Annotated in this window: 12 protein-coding genes; 5 read left to right on the top strand and 7 right to left on the bottom strand. The window is 71.8% G+C overall.

The window, feature by feature from the left end; translation table 11 throughout:
- Nucleotides 1-50 precede the first annotated feature (50 nt).
- Nucleotides 51-1,013, top strand: coding sequence for a DUF8017 domain-containing protein (locus F1721_RS20625; protein ID WP_150068372.1), 963 nt, complete (start codon nt 51-53; stop codon nt 1,011-1,013).
- Nucleotides 1,014-1,032: 19 nt separating this feature from the next.
- Here the strand turns inward: F1721_RS20625 and F1721_RS20620 are convergent, their stop codons facing one another.
- Nucleotides 1,033-1,656 (bottom strand): DUF2567 domain-containing protein, encoded by a 624-nt coding sequence (locus F1721_RS20620; RefSeq protein WP_246155204.1) that lies wholly within the window; start codon nt 1,654-1,656, stop codon nt 1,033-1,035.
- A gap of 230 nt (nt 1,657-1,886) precedes the next feature.
- Between F1721_RS20620 and F1721_RS20615 the strand changes: the two genes are divergently transcribed.
- A complete protein-coding gene (locus F1721_RS20615; protein WP_246155203.1) occupies nt 1,887-3,875 on the top strand; it encodes an arabinofuranosyltransferase in 1,989 nt (662 codons plus the stop codon).
- A 17-nt stretch (nt 3,876-3,892) separates the two neighbouring features.
- On the opposite strand, the gene F1721_RS20610 is transcribed toward F1721_RS20615, so the two are convergent.
- The 3 genes from F1721_RS20610 to F1721_RS20600 all read right to left on the bottom strand — a co-directional run bounded on the left by F1721_RS20610 (nt 3,893) and on the right by F1721_RS20600 (nt 6,740).
- Complete coding sequence (locus F1721_RS20610) at nt 3,893-4,834, bottom strand: hypothetical protein (protein ID WP_150068371.1); 942 nt, start codon at nt 4,832-4,834, stop codon at nt 3,893-3,895.
- A 77-nt stretch (nt 4,835-4,911) separates the two neighbouring features.
- Nucleotides 4,912-5,559 carry a response regulator transcription factor gene (locus tag F1721_RS20605; RefSeq protein ID WP_150068370.1) on the bottom strand — a complete coding sequence of 216 codons (648 nt, stop codon included), beginning with the start codon at nt 5,557-5,559 and terminating at the stop codon, nt 4,912-4,914.
- Nucleotides 5,556-6,740: a sensor histidine kinase gene (locus F1721_RS20600; RefSeq protein WP_150068369.1), complete on the bottom strand. Its 1,185-nt coding sequence runs from the start codon at nt 6,738-6,740 to the stop codon at nt 5,556-5,558. Before F1721_RS20600 ends, F1721_RS20605 begins: the two co-directional genes overlap by 4 nt.
- Before the next feature lie 165 nt (nt 6,741-6,905).
- Here F1721_RS20600 and F1721_RS20595 point away from each other — a divergent pair, with 165 nt between their 5' ends.
- Nucleotides 6,906-8,399 carry a potassium/proton antiporter gene (locus F1721_RS20595; protein ID WP_246155229.1) on the top strand — a complete coding sequence of 498 codons (1,494 nt, stop codon included), beginning with the start codon at nt 6,906-6,908 and terminating at the stop codon, nt 8,397-8,399.
- 9 nt (nt 8,400-8,408) lie between these two features.
- Here the strand turns inward: F1721_RS20595 and F1721_RS20590 are convergent, their stop codons facing one another.
- Nucleotides 8,409-9,635, bottom strand: coding sequence for a cytochrome P450 family protein (locus F1721_RS20590; protein ID WP_150068367.1), 1,227 nt, complete (start codon nt 9,633-9,635; stop codon nt 8,409-8,411).
- Nucleotides 9,636-9,722: 87 nt separating this feature from the next.
- Nucleotides 9,723-10,322: a TetR/AcrR family transcriptional regulator gene (locus F1721_RS20585; protein WP_246155202.1), complete on the bottom strand. Its 600-nt coding sequence runs from the start codon at nt 10,320-10,322 to the stop codon at nt 9,723-9,725.
- Between the two features lie 160 nt (nt 10,323-10,482).
- Between F1721_RS20585 and F1721_RS20580 the strand changes: the two genes are divergently transcribed.
- A complete protein-coding gene (locus F1721_RS20580) occupies nt 10,483-10,842 on the top strand; it encodes an MFS transporter (RefSeq protein ID WP_211840548.1) in 360 nt (119 codons plus the stop codon).
- On the top strand, nt 10,839-13,331 hold the full coding sequence (locus F1721_RS20575; protein WP_246155201.1) for a glycoside hydrolase family 3 protein: 2,493 nt from the start codon (nt 10,839-10,841) through the stop codon (nt 13,329-13,331). Before F1721_RS20580 ends, F1721_RS20575 begins: the two co-directional genes overlap by 4 nt.
- A 60-nt stretch (nt 13,332-13,391) precedes the next feature.
- Here the strand turns inward: F1721_RS20575 and dnaE are convergent, their stop codons facing one another.
- Nucleotides 13,392-16,976, bottom strand: a complete 3,585-nt coding sequence (dnaE, locus tag F1721_RS20570; RefSeq protein WP_150068365.1) for a DNA polymerase III subunit alpha — start codon at nt 16,974-16,976, stop codon at nt 13,392-13,394.
- Between the last annotated feature and the right edge of the window lie 119 nt (nt 16,977-17,095).

Genomic DNA, 17,095 nt, shown 5'->3' with positions numbered 1-17,095 from the left:
GTGCGTCGACCTGGGCAGATCGTCCCCCGGACGCTGGATAGGATCACCGCATGTCCTCACCCGGTGGTCCTTGGGGTTCCCACGGTCAGCAGTACGACCCGCTGACCGGTCAGCCGATGGGCGGCGCGCAGTACCAGCAGCCCGACGCCCAGCAGTACCAGGGCTTCGGCGCGTACGGCCAGCCGCAGCCCCAGTACCAGCAGGCCCAGTACCAGCAGCCGCAGTACCCGGGCATGGTCAGCGGCTTCCCGACGCCACCGCCGAAGAAGAACCGCGGCCCGCTGATCACCGCGATCGCGCTCGCCGCGGTGGCCGTGATCGCCATCGTGACCACGGTCGTCGTCCTGCTGGTCCCCACCGGCCGCGAGGAGGCGGCGCCGCCGCCCCAGTCCCCGACCACCACCAGGAGCACCCCCACCTCGACCGCGCCGCCGAGCGCGGCCAACCCGGACCTGACCCCGGTCGTCCCGGGGTGGCAGGTGGTGCGGGTGCCCAAGCGCACCGCGCTCTACGACGTGCCGATCAGCGGGTGGGAGCTGGACCCCGACCCGGAGAACATCCAGGCCTACGGCCCGCCGGAGGACCCGGTGACCATGACCGGGGTGGCCGACTACCAGGTCGGCTTCTGCCCGGGTGATCCCCGCAGCTACCGCGCGACCTCGGGGGTGAGCGCCCGCAAGGGGCCGGACGACACCGCGGTCGCCACCGAGACGCTGGCGAAGCTCGTCCAGCTGGCCCACACCCGTGACGGAGTCCCGCCGATCGTCGAGACCGGAGCCCCGGAGCACATCCAGCTGCCCGGCAACGTCCCCGCGGTCCGCGTCACCGCGCGCGTGACGCTGCCCAAGCCGGGACCGTGCGATTCGGCGACCGCGCTGACCAGCGTGGTCGCGACCAACAGCGACGGGCAGAGCTCGGTGGTCCTCATGGCCACCGCGGACCAGGGCGTGGAAGGCGCCCTCAGCCCGGAGGACCTCGACAAGCTGACCGGATCCCTGCGCGCCGCCCCCTGACGAGGGGCGCGCTCCCGCGTCAGGGGAGGCGGCGGCCGAGGTCGTCGAGGCCGTTCCAGGACGCCGCCAGGCCGTAGCCGAGGGCGACCGCGAGCGGTTGCGCCACCAGGACCCAGCTCGTGCTGATCTCGGGGGCCACCGTGATCAGGTCGCCCAGCTGCGGGTTCGGCGGCATCTCGTACAGCCCGGCGGCGAACGAGGCGCCCATCTGCACGCCCAGCCAGGACGCCACCAGCGAGCCGAGCACGCCCGCGATGAGCAGCACCGGGCCGCGGCGGCGGCGCACCCACCAGAGCACCGAGGACGTGAGCAGCCCGACGCCGAACGACAGCAGCACGAAGATCGCGATCGCGTCGAAGGCGTGGTAGCTCTCCACCAGCAGCGGGGTCAGCGAACCGTTCGGCCCGAGCACGCTCTGCTGCGGCGGCGCCAGCCGGGACCACACCCAGCCGACGGGCAGCCCGACCAGCGCGACCAGCGACACCGCGCTCACCGCGGGCAGCAGGTCGGCCTTGACCACCACGCGCGGCACCGGCGGAGCGGTGAGCTGCGGTAGCAGGTGCTCCACCTCGGCCCCGACCCGCTCCGGGACGGCACGAGTGCCGTGGGACTCCCCGCGGGGTGCTCGGGCACTGTCCGCCACCCGCCGACCTCCTCGTGGCGCCAGATCGCAGTTTCAACTGAAACTGCGCTTCCTCCTGGGTACCGGACCACAGTTTCAATTGAAACTGCGACCCCGCAACGGCGACCCGCCGTTGCGGTCACCCTAGCGGTCCGCCGCGCTCCGCCCGCATCACCCGATGGCGGGGTGCGCGCCGCACATCAACTATTCTGCGCGAGCCCCCATGTCAGCTACGCCGAAGGACGCGTGAAGTGGCGGGAATCCTGCCGAGCCTGAAGTTGACCGGACCGAGCCCGATCGACGAACCGCGGCGGGACTCAGCAGTCCGCTTGCCGCTGCGCACCACCGTCGTCGAACTGCTGCTGAGCGCGGCGGTGGCCGCCGTGGTGAGCCTGTTCCTGCAGTTCGCGGCCACCCGCCTGAGCATCAGCGAACCCAGCTTCGCCCCCGAGGCGCTCGCCGCGGTGGGCAGCGGGCTGGTGCTGACCGTGCTGTTCCTGCTGCTGGCCCTCGGGCACCACCGCTCGCCGCGCTGGCTGCGGCTGTTCGGGACCTGGGTGTCGCTGAGCGCGTTCAGCACGCTCGCGCTGGCCGTTCCGCTGCAGGCCACCAGGTTCTACTACGGCGGGTCCTCTGTGGACAACGGCTTCCGCATGCAGTACATGACGCGGATGGCCAGCACGCCCGGCCTGGCCGACATGAACTACGCCGACACCCCGCCCTACTACCCGGGCGGCTGGTTCTGGCTGGGCGGCCGGTTCGCCAACCTGCTCGGCTGGGAGGGCTGGGCCGCGTACAAGCCGTACGCGCTGACCTGGGTCGCGGTGACCACCGTCGTCGCGTTCACGCTGTGGAGCGTGGTGGTGCGCCGCCGCATCGCGCTGCTGGCCGCGATCGCCACCGCGCTGGCCGGGATGCTGCACGGCATCGAGGAGCCCTACGCCTGGCCGTCGGCCGCGTGGCTGGCACCGGTCGCCGTGCTGGCCTGGCACGCGCTGCGGCGGCGGGAATCGCCGCGCTGGACGCTGGTGTGCATCGGCGTCTACGTCGGGTTCGCCTCGATCACCTACACCCTCCACTTCGGCTTCGCGGTGCTGATGGTGCTGACGATGGCGGTGCTCATCGGCGCGTTCCGGGTGCACCAGGGCAACCGCCTGTGGCCGACGGTGCGGCAGCTGTTCCTGCGGCTGCTGCCGATCGGGCTGGTCAGCCTGGTGATCGCGCTGGTGGGCTGGCTGCCCTACCTGCTGGCCACCAGCTTCCTGCTGAACAACCCGCGCAGCGCGGCGCTGCACTACCTGCCGGAGGACGGCGCCTTCCTGCCGGTGCCGATGATGCAGGGCACCGCGTTCGGCGTGCTGTGCCTGGCGGGTCTGGTGTGGCTGCTGGTGCGCTGCCGCCGCAACGAGGTCGCGGCCTCGATGCTCACCATCGTGATCGCGGTCTACTGCTGGTTCGTGCTCTCGACGCTGGCGCTGGTCGCCAAGACCACGCTGCTGGCGTTCCGGCTGAACGTGATCCTGGACGTGACGCTGGCCGTGGCCGGTGTGTTCGGGCTCCTGGAGCTGATCGGGTACCTGCGGCGCAAGCTGGACGTCCGGTACGCGCTGCAGATCAGCATGGTCGCCTGCGCGCTGGGGCTGCTCGGCGCGATCACCATCAACCAGGGCGCGATCGGGGTGGCGCTGCAGGACTCGGTCAAGGCCGCCTACCAGGACTACTACCCCACCGGCGACAACGCGATGGGGCAGCGCGACCCGGACCAGCTGGGTTCGTGGACCGACGACGAGATCCGCGCGGTCGCCGAGCTGTCCGGTCGCGCCCCGGAGCAGAACCTGCTGCTGAGCACCGACTACAAGCTGATGTCCTTCAAGCCGTACTGGGGCTTCCAGCAGGAGACGCCGCACTACGCGAACCCGTTGGGCGACTACGACGAGCGGGCCGCCGAGATCCACCGGTGGACCACCGCGAAGACCGCCGACGAGCTCCTCGGCATGCTGCGCGACAGCAAGTTCCGCACGCCCAACGTGTTCATCCTGTCCAACCCGGACAGCCCGCACTCGACGGTGGAGCTGCCGGAGGGCGAGGAGGGCAAGCTGGTGCTGCAGCTCAAGGGCGATGCGTTCCCGCAGCTGCCGAACGTCCGCGACTACGACGTGTACTTCGACCGCGCGGTGTTCGACTCGCCCGCGTTCGTCAAGCGCGACGTCGGCCCGTACACGGTGATCGCGCTGCGGTGAGCCGGTAGCGGTGCCCGCTACGCGGCCGCGGCTTCGCGCTGCGGGCTAGTGGTGCGGCGGGTGCGGTAGTTCAGCGCGGCCAGCGCCAGGGACACCGACCACAGCGGCCACAGCAGCATCGGCGTCCAGGCCCAGGCGTGCGCGGAGAGCTCGGAGCTGGTGGTGGAGACGAGGCCCAGGATCGCCTTGGCCGCCGCCATCACCAGCACCGACACCGACAGCGCGGCCACCACCGGGAGGTCGGTCGGCACCTCGCGGCCAGCCACCCTCGGCATCCAGCGCGGCCAGCGCTCGCCCCACGGCCGGACCAGCCCCCAGGTCAGCACCGCACCGCCGATCGCGGCCAGCGCCAGGCCGAGCCCGGCCGCCTTGCCCGTCGCGTCCATCGGCACGGCGAACCCCGGCACGTCCAGCACCATCAGCACCCGCGTCGCCGCGTAGACCAGGGGCGCGATCACGGCGACCGCCGTCCAGCGAGCGGTGCGGACCCGAGCGCGCTCGTGGGCGCCCGCGCCGCCGGGCACCGGCCGGTCCACCAACGTCCACAGCAGACCCGCTGCGGCCACGCCCATTGCCACCTGCATCAGCAGCGGGATCGACAGGTAGGCGGCCAGGTTGTCGGCGTTGCCGGTCACCGCCGAGAAGACCATGAACGGCAGGTAGCCGATCGCCGCCAGCGCACCGGCGTCCAGCAGCAGCGCGAACGCGCCGAGCGCGGCGACCCGCACAGCGGTGCTCCGCAGCACCGCGGCAGCGGCGATGAGCAGCCCGCACCCGGCCATCACCAGGTTCGCGGTCGGCTGCGCCAGGAAGGCCAGCGAGCGGCCGGAGGTGTCGCCCGGCGCGGCCAACGGGTTCGGTGCGCCGGTGGCCCAGCACACCAGCGGGATCACCAGCAGCGCCAGCCCGACGATCCCGGCCGCGCAGCGGGTGAAGCGGTGTTCCTCGGTTCCAGTCATGGCCGCCATGCTGGCCGGGAGCCCCCGCCCCGGGCCTCCTCCGCGGCGGACCGATCACCTCCTCCGCGAGGAGGAGATCAGCCCCGCACGACGCCGTTCTCGTAGGCCCAGATCACCGCGTGCAGGCGGTCCCGGACCCCGAGCTTGCGCAGGATGCTGCCCACGTGCGTCTTCACCGTGGTCTCCGCCAGGTGCAGGGCGGCGCCGATCTCGACGTTGGAGGACCCGCGAGCCAGCTCCACCAGCACGTCCCGCTCGCGCCCGGTCAGCGCCTCCCAGGCCGGTTCCGGCGGCTGCGGGGCGGACTTGCGGGCCAGCTCCAGCAGGCTGCTGGTGGCGCGCGGGGAGACGATCGAATGGCCCTCGTGGACGGTGCGCACCGCGGCCACCACCTCCTCGCCCGGGGTGTCCTTGGTCAGGAAGCCGCTGGCCCCGGCGCGCAGCGCGGCGAACAGGTTCTCGTCCAGGTCGAAGGTGGTCAGCACCAGCACCCGGGTGTCCGGCAGCTCGGCGGTGATCAGCTCGGTGGCCGCGATGCCGTCCAGGTCCGGCATCCGGATGTCCATCAGCACCACGTCCACCCGGTGCGCCCGGCAGGCGGCCAGCGCCGCCCGCCCGGTCGCGACCTCGGCGACGCAGGTCAGGTCGTCGTGCAGCCCGAGCACCGTGGTCAACGCCGAGCGGATGAGCTGCTGGTCGTCGGCGACCACCACCCGGATCGTCATCGCGCCGCCCCCAACGGGCCGAACCCGGCCCGCACCTCGGTCCCCTCGCCCGGTGCGCTGCGCACGTCGAACTCCCCTCCGATCTGCCGCATCCGCTCGGCCATCCCCACGATGCCGAACCCGCCCCCGGCGGTCAGGTCCGCCGAGGTGCCCGGACCGTCGTCCGCGACGGTCACGGTGAGCCGGTCGTCCGCCCAGTCCAGCACGACCCGGCAGGTCACGTCCGGGCCGACGTGCTTGAGCGCGTTGGTCACCGACTCCTGCACGATCCGGTAGACGGCGTGCCGCTGCGCGGTGCCGATCTCCCGCGGCTCCCCGCGCTGCACCAGCTCGACGTCGGCACCGGCGCGGCGGAACGTCTCCACCAGCTCGACGAGGTCCTGACCAGCTGGTTCCGGCTCGTCCCCGGTGCGCAGCACGCCGAGCATGCTGCGCAGCTCCCCCATCGCCCGCCGCCCCACGTCGACCGCCGTGCCGATCATCTCCCGCGCCTTCTCCCGGTCTCGGTCGAAGACCAGGCGGGCGGTGTCGGCCTGGGCCAGCACCACCGCCAGCGAGTGCGCGGCCACGTCGTGGATCTCACGGGCGATCAGCCGCCGCTCCGCAGCGATGGCCTCGCGCACCTGCTGCTCGCGCAGCAGCTCGGCCTGGGCCGCCCGCTCCTCCAGGGACTGCACGTAGGCCACCCGGATCCGCTGGTAGCGGCCGAGCGCCCAAGCCGCGAGCACCGACCCGAACGCCGCGGCCGCCAGCACCCCGGCCGTGCCCCACGGGTCGACCGGGAAGCCGATCACCCCGCGCACCACGGCGATCCCGGCGCCGAGCAGGCCGCAGGCCACCGGCAGCGCGGAACGGCCCGTGTAGGCGACCACCGAGTACAGCAGGGCCGGGTGGATCAGCGAGAACGGCAGCAGGATCGGCGGGACGGCCTGCTCGCCGATGTTCGGCAGCGCGACCAGCCCCAGCATCAGGCCGGAACCGACGACGAACGCGACCGTCGGCCAGCTGCGGCGCACGGCCAGGCAGGCGGTCAGCCCGACCAGGACCGCCACCACCGCCCCCACCTCGACCGCGCTCGCGCCGCGCAGGGTGCCCAGCGACACCCAGCCCCCGAGTACGCCGCAGAACACCGCCACCGCGCTGTCGACGACGAGCCGGTGTTCGGTCGTTGAAGTCCGCACCGCGCCAACGTATCCGCCCGCGGGCCCGCGGACCTCCTCCTCGAGGACGAGGTGCGCCTCCACTGTGGAACCGCCCCCCCGGGCGCGTCCGACCCGCGCATCGGGGGCGGTGTTGCTGTACTTGGGGCCACCGGAGCACGCGGGTGAGCGGGGATGGCGATGAGTCTGCAGCAGTTGTACCTGGTGCTGCTCGTCGGCGGGCTGGTGCTCCTGGCCGGGGCGGTGGCCGCGCTGCTCGCCTCCCGGCTCGGCCTGCCCAGCCTGCTGCTGTACCTCGGGCTGGGCGTGGTGCTCGGCGAGGACGTGCTCGGCATCGAGTTCCACGACACCCAGATCGCCCAGAACCTGGGCACCGCGGCGCTGGCGGTCATCCTCGTCGAGGGCGGGCTGGCCACCCGGTGGTCCGACATCAGGCGGCTCATCGCGCCCGCGACGATCCTGGCCACCGTCGGCGTCGGCATCAGCCTGGTGGTCACCGCCCTGGGCGCACACCTGCTGCTGGGCATCGACTGGCAGTTGTCGCTGCTGGTGGGCGCGATCGTGTCGTCCACCGACGCGGCGGCGGTGTTCTCCGTGCTGCGGGTGCTGCCGCTGCCGAGGCGGCTGGCCGGGCTGCTGGAGGCGGAGTCGGGCTTCAACGACGCGCCGACGGTGATCCTGGTGCTGCTGTTCAGCACCGTCCCGCTGGAGTTCTCCCCGCTGGAGATCGCGCTGAACCTGATCTACCAGCTGACCACCGGCGCGTTGATCGGGCTGCTCATCGGCTGGGGCGGCGCGCACCTGCTGCCGCGGCTGGCGCTGCCCGCCTCCGGCCTGTACCCGGTGGCGACCTTCGGGCTCTGCGTGATCGCCTTCGCCGCGGGCGGGGCCGTGCACGCCAGCGGGTTCCTCGCCGCCTACTTGGCGGGCGTGACCCTGGCCAACACCGGTCGGCTGCCGCACCGCTCGGCGACGCGGTCGTTCGCCGAGGGGCTCGGCTGGCTCGCCCAGATCGGGCTGTTCGTCCTGCTCGGCCTGCTGGTCACGCCGAGCGAGCTGCCCGGCGAGGTGCTGCCCGCGCTCGTCATCGGCCTGGTGCTGCTGCTGGTGGCCCGCCCGCTGTCGGTGGTGCTGCCGCTGCTGGGCTTCCACGTCCCGTGGCGGGAACAGCTGTTCCTGTGCTGGGCGGGGCTGCGCGGCGCGGTGCCCATCGTGCTGGCGACGTTCCCGGTCGTGCAGGGCGTGCCGGGCGCCGAGCGGGTGCTGGACATCGTGTTCGTGCTGGTCGTGGTCTTCACCCTGGTGCAGGGCCCGAGCCTGCGCCCGCTGGCCCGGCTGCTGGGCATCATCCCGCGCGAGGCCACCCGCGAGATCCAGGTCGACTCGGTGCCACTCAACGTCGTCGGCGCCGAGCTGCTGACCATGACCGTGCCGCCGGGGTCGCGGCTGCACCACACGACCGTGGTCGAGCTGCGGTTGCCCGAGCCCTCGGTGATCCCGCTGATCGTGCGGCGCGGCCGCGCCTTCGTCCCGCTGCCGGACAGCTACCTGGAGATCGGCGACGAGCTGCTCGTGGTCACCACGGTGGAGCACCGGGCGGCGGCGGAGCGGCGCCTGCGCGCCGTCAGCCGCCGCGGCAAGCTCGCCCGCTGGTTCGGCGAGCGCGGCGAACCCGAGTGACGCCCCGGGTCAGCCCCCGGTGGGGCGGACCGGGAGCGCCCGGAGGCCGTGGATCAGGGTGCTGAAGCGCCACTGCGCGTCGTCCAGCGAGCCCGCGGCAGTGAGGTTCGGGAACCGCTCGACGAGGCCGCGCAGCGCGATCTGCGCCTCCAGGCGGGCGAGCTGGGCGCCGAGGCAGAAGTGGATGCCGTGGCCGAAGGCCAGGTGCCCGTGCGCGTCGCGGGTGATGTCGAACCGCTCCGGCTCCGGGAACTGCTCCGGGTCGCGGTTGGCCGCCGCCAGCCCGACCCACACGATCTGCCCGGCCGGGATCTCCACGCCGCCGACCGGCAGCGGCTCGGCGGTGAACCGGAAGGTCCCGTGCATCACCGGCCCGTCGAAGCGCAGCATCTCCTCCACCGCACCGGCCACCAGGTCCGGGTCCGCCCGCAGCGCGGCCCACTGGTCGGGGTCGCGCAGCAGGTGCAGGACCCCGTTGGCGATCAGGTTGACCGTCGTCTCGTGCCCGGCCACCAGCAGTAGGAACACCATCGCGATGAGTTCCTTGTCGCTGAGCCGGTCCTGGTCCTCGGTGGAGTCGATCAGCGCGGTGAGCAGGTCGTCGGCGGGCTGCCTGCGCTTGTGCTCGATGAGCTCGGTGAGGTACTGGGCCATCGCCACCGCCGCTGCGCCCGCCGCGTCGCGGTCGGAGGCGTCCAGCAGGGTGTTCGTCCAGGCCCGGAAGTCGTCGCGGCGGCTCTCGTCGACGCCGACCAGCTCGGAGATGACCTGGATCGGCAGCGGGAACGCGAAGGCGTCCAGCAGGTCCACTTCGGACTTCTCGGCCATGTCGTCGAGCAGCCCGGCGGTGATCTGCTCGATCCGCGGGCGCAGCGCCTCCACCCGGCGGCTGGTGAAGGCCTTGACCACCAGCTTGCGCAGCCGGGTGTGGTCCGGCGGGTCCATGTTGAGCATGTGCGAGGCCAGCGATTCGTCGAACGCCCGGTGGTCGGAGTCCGGCGGCAGGTTCTCGGCGATCACGTCGCGGATGCGGGTGACCTCCTTGCTCAGCCGCGGATCGGCCAGCGCGGCGCGGGCGTCGGCGTACCGGGTGATCACCCAGACCGGCAGGCCGTTCGGGGTGACCATCCGCTGGACCGGTGTGGCGTCGCGGATCTCGGCGTACCGCGCGTGCAGGTCGTGCACGAAGTCGGCGTCGAAAACGGGAACTTCGGTGTGCGCCTCGGTGGTGGACATCGGATTCCTTCGCACTAGGCAGTTGTGACCCCTGCCGCCCAGTGAACCCCGTTCACCACGCCCTGTCACACGGACCTGAGAACAGCCTCAGCCGCGCTCCCGGCCCAGCAGCGCGACCAGGCTGCGGAAAGCGGCGGACATGTCCGCGTTGTCCGGGTCGAGCAGCCACTGGAACTGCATGCCGTCCAGCACCGCGACCACCAGCGGCGCCGCCTCCTCCGGGGTCAGCCCGCCGGGGAGCCGCTCGCCGAACTCGTGGCGCAGGGTCGCCGCCGCGCGCTCGCGGACCATCCCGTAGCGCTCGGCGAAGTACTCGCGCGCCGGCTGGTTGTCGGTCACGCTCTCGCCGAGCAGGGCCGAGAACGTCTGCACGACGCCGCGCCGCATCGCGTTGTAGTCGACCAGGAAGGTCCACATCTCCAGCGGCCAGGCCCGCGCGGTGTCCTTGGTGCCGCCGGTGTCCCACTCGTCGCGGGCTTCCAGCACCGCGATGAGCAGCGCTTCCCTGGTCGGGAAGTAGTGCAGCAGGCCCTGCTGGGTCATGCCGACGCGCTCGGCCACCGCGCTGAGCGAGGCGCCCCGGTAGCCGCGCTCGGCGATGACCGACATCGCGGCCTGCAGGATCTCGGCGCGCCGGTTCTCGCCGCGCAGCGCCCTGCCTCGTGGTGCTGGTCGGTCCGCTGTCACGGAGCCGAGCGTAGTCGCCGCGAACGCGCAGCAGGACAAATTATTTCTAAAAGATAACGACACCTACTGATCTACAGGTAGATCGGTCAGGATGCTGCCCACGGCGGGTCCCCGGCCTGCCCGAACTCCCCTTCCCCTGCCTCAACGAGGAGGTACGGCAGTGGACCCGACTGCCCCCACCCGCACCGCGCCGCCGGACGTCCCCCGGAGCGCCCCGCGCGGCTTCGTGCTCCGCCTGGGCCTGGCCAACCTCGGCCTCTACAGCGCGCTGCTGACCCCGGTGGTGGTCACCATGGCGCTGCGCGTCGCGGAAGTCGCGCCGCAGCACAAGGAATCGACCCTCGGCCTGGTGCTGGGCGTGGGCGCGGTGCTGGCGATGATCGCGAACCCGCTGTTCGGCCGGTTGTCCGACCGCACCCGGTCCCGCTTCGGCCGCCGACGCCCGTGGCTGGTCGGCACCGCCGCCGTCGCCGCGCTCCTGGGCGCGCTCCTGGTCACCCGCATCAAGGGCACCCGTTGAACCGTTCCGCCAACCCCGAACCGGAGGAGTCCACTGTGGTCAGCTATGACGACGCGATCGCCTCGGCGCTCGCCGAACTCGACCTGGACGCCAAGACCCGGCTGCTCGCCGGGCAGAGCATGTGGTCGCTGCCCGGCCTGCCCGAGATCGGGCTCGCGCCGCTGGTGATGTCCGACGGGCCGATCGGCGTGCGCGGCGTGCGCTGGACCGCCGGCGACCCGTCGATCGCGCTGCCCAGCCCCACCGCGCTGGCCGCCACCTGGGACCCGGAGCTGGCCCGGCGCGCCGGTCACCTGCTGGCGCAGGAGGCGCGGCGCAAGGGGGTGCACGTGCTGCTCGCGCCGACGGTGAACCTGCACCGCTCGCCGCTGGGCGGGCGGCACTTCGAGTGCTACTCCGAGGACCCGCACCTGACCGGCGAGATCGGCACCGGGTACGTGCGCGGCGTGCAGGAGGGCGGGGTCGGCACCACGGTCAAGCACTTCGTCGCCAACGACGCGGAGACCGAGCGCTTCACGGTGAACAACGTCGTCGGCGAGCGGGCGCTGCGAGAGCTCTACCTGGCGCCGTTCGAGATGATCGTCGAGCGGGCCCGCCCGTGGGGCGTGATGGCCGCGTACAACTCGGTGAACGGCCCGACGATGACCGAGCACGCCCGGCTGCAGAACGAGGTCCTGCGCGGGGAGTGGGGTTTCGACGGTTACATCGTCTCGGACTGGTTCGCCGCGCGCGACACGGTGCGGGCGATCAAGGGCGGCCTGGACGTCGCGATGCCCGGTCCGCGCACGGTCTACGGCGAGGCGCTGGCCGCGGCGGTCCGCGCGGGCGAGGTCGAGGAGTCCATTGTGGACGATGCCGTGCGCAACGTCCTGCGGCTGGCCGCCCGCGTCGGGGCGCTGGAAGGCGTACCGGCCGCCGTCCTGCCCGAGGACCGGCCCGCCGAGATCGACGGACCCGCGCTCGCCCGGGAGATCGCCCGGCGCGCTTTCGTCCTGGTGCGCAACGAGAACCGCCTGCTGCCGCTCGACCCGTCCGCCACTTCCGGCATCGCCGTGATCGGTTCGGCCGCGCGGGACGCCCGGGTGCTCGGCGGCGGCTCGGCCCAGGTGTTCCCGGAGCGGGTGGTGTCCCCGATCGACGGGCTGCGCGCCGCGTTCGGCGACCGGGTGACCTTCGCCGTCGGCACCGAGACCAGCGACGAGCTCGGCATCGCCGGGGCGGGCTTCGCCCTGCGGGCGGTCGTGCGCGACGCCGACGGCCGGGTGCTGGGCCAGGAGGAGCTGCCCAACGGCCTAGTGCAGTGGCACGGCGACTTCCCCGACGGCGTGCGCTACGACGAGCTGCACAGCGTCGAGATCGTCGGCACGTTCACCCCGCGCGAGAGCGGCCTGCACACCTTCGGCACCAAGGGTCTCGGCGGGTTCAAGCTCACCGTGGGCGGCGAGGTCCTCTTCGACGGCGAGCACTCGCTCGACGGCGGCGACCCGTTCGAGGCGTTCTTCGAGGCACCGGTGGAGCGCGGCAAGGTGGAGCTCACCGCCGGGGAGCCCGTCGAGGTCAGCCTGCTGAACGTCGTCCCCCGGAGCGCGACGCCGCTGCCGCTGGACTCGGTGGGCGTCGGCCTCGCGCACCTGGACCCGCGGCGCGACGCCGACGAACTCCTCGACGAGGCGGTCGCCGCCGCGCGCGACGCCGGGACGGCGATCGTCGTGGTCGCCACCACCGAGCGGGTGGAGAGCGAGGGCTTCGACCGCACGAGCCTGAAGCTGCCCGGGCGGCAGGACGAGCTGGTGCAGCGGGTGGCGGCGGTCAACCCGAACACCGTCGTGGTGGTCAACTCGGGTTCGCCGGTGGAGATGCCGTGGCGCGACGACGTCGCGGCCGTCCTGCTCACCTGGTTCCCCGGCCAGGAGGCCGGTGCCGCGCTGGCCGACGTCCTGCTCGGCGTCGAGGAGCCGGGCGGTCGGCTGCCCACCACCTGGCCGGTGCGGCTGGCGGACGCGCCGGTCGCGCAGGTGACGCCGGTCGACGGCGAACTCCGCTACGACGAGGGCGTTTTCATCGGCTACCGGGCCTGGCAGCGGTCCGGGACCGCCCCGGCGTACTGCTTCGGGCACGGCTTCGGCTACACCGACTGGCAGTACGAGTCCGCCGAGCTCACCGCACCGCAGGGCGCGGACGAGCTGGGCAGGCTCACCGTCCGCGTGCGCAACGTCGGCGACCGGGCGGGGCGCGAGGTGGTCCAGGTCTACCTCGCCACCCCGGAGGGCGACGCCGTCGAACGCCCGGCCCGCCGCCTCGCCGGTTTCGCCTCCGTGACCGCGGAACCCGGCGAGACCGCCGAAGCGACCGTCGTGCTCCCCCGCCGCGCCGCCGAGATCTGGGACGAGGAGGTCAACACCTGGCGCCTGATCCCCGGCGCCTACACCGCGGAAACCGGCCGCAGCCTCGACGACCTGCGCCTGCGCACCGCCGTCGAAGCCGGCTGACGCCCGGGGGTCGTGAGTGCGAAAACCGCCTCCAGCCGGTTTTCGCACTCACGAGCGGGGTCACACCGTCTCGAAGCAGCCCGCGCCGAGGAGGCCCTTGAGCTCGCCCTGCAGGCCGTTCTCCGTGGAGACGAAGTAGTCGCTGGACAGGGCCAGGCGGGTCACGCCGCGCGGGCTCTGCAGCTTGAGGTGCACCGGGGTGGTGCCCGAGTGCGCCTGGAGGGTCCGCTTCAGCTCCGCCACCAGCGACTGGTCCACCCGGCCCACCGGGACCTTGATCACGAACGCCGGGTCGGTGCCCGGGTCGGTCTCCGCCGCGGAGATGTCGACCGGCACCGCGTCGGAGGCGAAGACGCTGATGGTGCCCTCGCGCTCGTTGATGCGGCCCTTGACCGCCAGGGCGGTGTCCTCGACCAGGCAGTCGGCGAACATCTCGTAGGACTTGGGGAAGAACAGCACTTCGACGCTGGCGTCGAGGTCCTCCAGGGTCACGATCGCCCACGGGTGGCCGTTCTTGTTGATGCGGCGCTGGATGCCGGAGATCATCCCGGCGATCTTGATCTGCTCCTTGCCGCCGCCGAACTCCCGCTCCCCGCCGACCAGCTCGGCGATGCCGGTGTCCTGGTAGGGCGCCAGCAGCCGCTCGGCGCCGTCCAGCGGGTGCGCGGAGACGTACAGGCCCAGCATCTCCCGCTCGTAGGACAGCAGCTGCTTGCGCGGCCACTCCTCCGCGGTGAAGGTCAGGTGCGCCAGCGGCGAGGAGTCCGCGCTGTCGGCCGAGTCGTCGGCGCCGAACAGGTCGAACTGGCCCATCGCCTGCTGCCGCTTGAGCCCGATCACCGCTTCCACCGCGGCCTCGTGGTGCTGCACCAGCGACATGCGGGTGTGCCCCAGCGAGTCGAACGCCCCGGCCTTGATCAGCGACTCGATGACCCGCTTGTTGCAGGCCAGGATCTCGGACTTGTCCAGGAAGTCGGTGAAGGAGGTGTAGCGGCCCTTCTCCTCGCGGGTCTTGACGATCGAGGCCACCACGTTCGACCCGACGTTGCGGATCGCGCTCATGCCGAAGCGGATGTCCGAGCCGACCGCGGCGAAGGTGTCCTTGGAGTCGTTGACGTCCGGCGAGAGCACCTTCACGCCCATCCGGCGGCACTCGGCCAGGTAGATCGCCATCTTGTCCTTGTTGTCCCCGTTGGAGGTCAGCAAGGCCGCCATGTACTCGGCCGGGTAGTTCGCCTTCAGGTACGCCGTCCAGTACGCCACCAGGGCGTAACCCGCCGCGTGCGACTTGTTGAACGCGTACCCGGCGAAGGGCAGGACCGTCGCCCACAGCTTCTCGATGGCCTCGTCGGAGAAGCCCTGCGCGAGCATGCCGTCCCGGAAGCCCTCGAACTCCTGGTCCAGGACCTCCTTCTTCTTCTTGCCCATCGCGCGCCGCAGGATGTCCGCTCGACCGAGGCTGTACCCGGCGACCTTCTGCGCGATCGCCATGATCTGCTCCTGGTAGACGATCAGACCGTAGGTCTCGGCCAGGATGTCCTTGAGCGGCTCGTCCAGCTCCGGGTGGATCGGCTCGACCGGCTTCTTGCCGTTCTTGCGGTCGGCGTAGTCGTTGTGCGCGTTGACCTCCATCGGGCCCGGCCGGTACAGCGCGTTGCAGGCCACGATGTCGGCGAACTCGGTGGGCTGCATGCGCTTGAGCAGTTCGCGCATGCCACCACCTTCGAGCTGGAACACGCCCAAGCTCTCACCGCGGGCCAGCAGCTCGTAGGTGGCCTTGTCGTCCAGCGCGAGGTTGGACAGGTCGATCTCGCGGTCGTGGTTCTCCTTCACCATGCGCAGGGCGTCGCCGAGGATGGTGAGGTTGGACAGGCCCAGGAAGTCCATCTTCAGCAGGCCGATGGCCTCGCACGACGGGTAGTCCCAGCCGGTGATGATCGACCCGTCGTCGCGCGCCCACAGCGGCACCGTGCCCAGCAGCGGCTGCGAGGACAGGATCACCGCGCAGGCGTGCACACCCGCGTTGCGGATCAGCCCCTCCAGCCCCCGCGCGGTGTCGAAGATCTGCGACACCGACGGGTCGGTCTCGATCAGGCTCCGGACCTCGGCGGCCTCCGCGTACCGCTCGTGCTGCGGGTCCACGATCCCCGACAGCGGGATGTCCTTGGCCGCGATCGGCGGCGGCAGCGCCTTGGAGATCCGGTCCGCGATCGCGAACCCCGGCTGCCCGTGGTGCACCCGCGCCGCGTCCTTGATGGCCGCCTTCGTCTTGATCTTGCCGAAGGTGATGACCTGCGCGACCTTGTCCCGCCCGTACTTGTTGATCGCGTACTGCAGCACCTCGTCCCGGCGCCGGTCGTCGAAGTCGAGGTCGATGTCCGGCGGCGAGTCGCGCTCCGGGTTCAGGAACCGCTCGAAGATCAGGCCGTGCTCCAGCGGGTCCAGGTTCGTGATGTGCAGGATGTAGGCCAGCAGCGACCCCGCGGCCGAACCACGACCCGGCCCCACGTGGATGCCCTGCGACTTCGCCCACCGCGTCAGGTCGCCGACCACCAGGAAGTACGCGCAGTACCCCTTGGTGTCCAGCACGTCCAGCTCCACCTGGATCCGCTTGCGGCACTCCTCGGTCGGCCCGTCCGGGTACCGCGTCGGCAGGTACTGCTCGATCTCCGCCGCCAGCAGCTCCCGCTCCGACCGGCCGCTGCCGTCGGTCACGCGCGGCATCCGGTCCTGGAAGTTCCACACGTCCTCGTAGGACTCGACCATCTCCGCGACCAGCAGCGTGTTGTCCGCCGCCCCCGGGACCTCCTTGTCCCAGTACTCGCGCATCTCCTCCGCGGACTTCAGGTAGTAACCGTCGCCGTCGAACTTGAACCGCGACTCGTCGCTGAGCGTCTTGCCCGACTGCACGCACAGCAACGCCCCGTGCGACTCCGCCTGGTCCACCGTCACGTAGTGGCTGTCGTTGGTCGCCAGCGGCGGGATCCCCAGCTTCTTGGAGATCTCCAGCAGCCCCTCGCGCACCGACCGCTCGATCGGCAGCCCGTGGTCCATCAGCTCCAGGAAGAAGTTCTCCTTGCCGAAGATCTCCTGGTACTCCGCCGCCGCCCGCAACGCCTCGTCGAACTGCCGCAGCCGCAACCGCGTCTGCACCTCGCCCGACGGGCACCCCGTCGTGGCGATGATCCCCTCGGAGAACTCCGAGATCAGCTCCTTGTCCATCCGCGGCTTGCGGTACATCCCCTCGAAGCTGGCCCGCGACGACAGCGTGAACAAGTTCCGCAGCCCCGTGGCGTTGCGCGCCACCATCGTCATGTGCGTGTACGCACCCGCACCCGAGACGTCACCGCCCTCACCGAACTCGTCGGTGCCGCGCTGCTTCGCCTCACCCCAGAACACCGGCTTCTTGTGGAACCGCGACCCCGGAGCCAGGTACGCCTCGATGCCGATGATCGGCTTGATCCCGGTCTTCTTCGCCTGCTGGTAGAACTCGTCGGCCCCGAACATGTTCCCGTGGTCGGTCATCCCCACCGCGGGCATCCCGAGCCGCTGGGCCTCGGCGAACAACGCCCCCACCTTCGCCGCACCGTCGAGCATCGAGTACTCGGTGTGCACGTGCAGGTGGACGAAGGGGTCGACAGGCACGGGAAAGTCCTCCTTCGCGACAGCTGTGGGGAGAGCTGCCAGCCTAACGCGCGCGCCCGACGTGATCGCCGATTCCCCCGGCGTTGCGCGCGGTTTCCGCCGGAACGTGCGGTGAGCAG

Origin of the sequence: Saccharopolyspora hirsuta (genome assembly GCF_008630535.1) — a bacterium.
GTDB classification, from domain to species: domain Bacteria; phylum Actinomycetota; class Actinomycetes; order Mycobacteriales; family Pseudonocardiaceae; genus Saccharopolyspora; species Saccharopolyspora hirsuta.
Note: the sequence above shows the minus strand (reverse complement) of the source record. Positions and strands in the feature narration are given on the sequence as shown.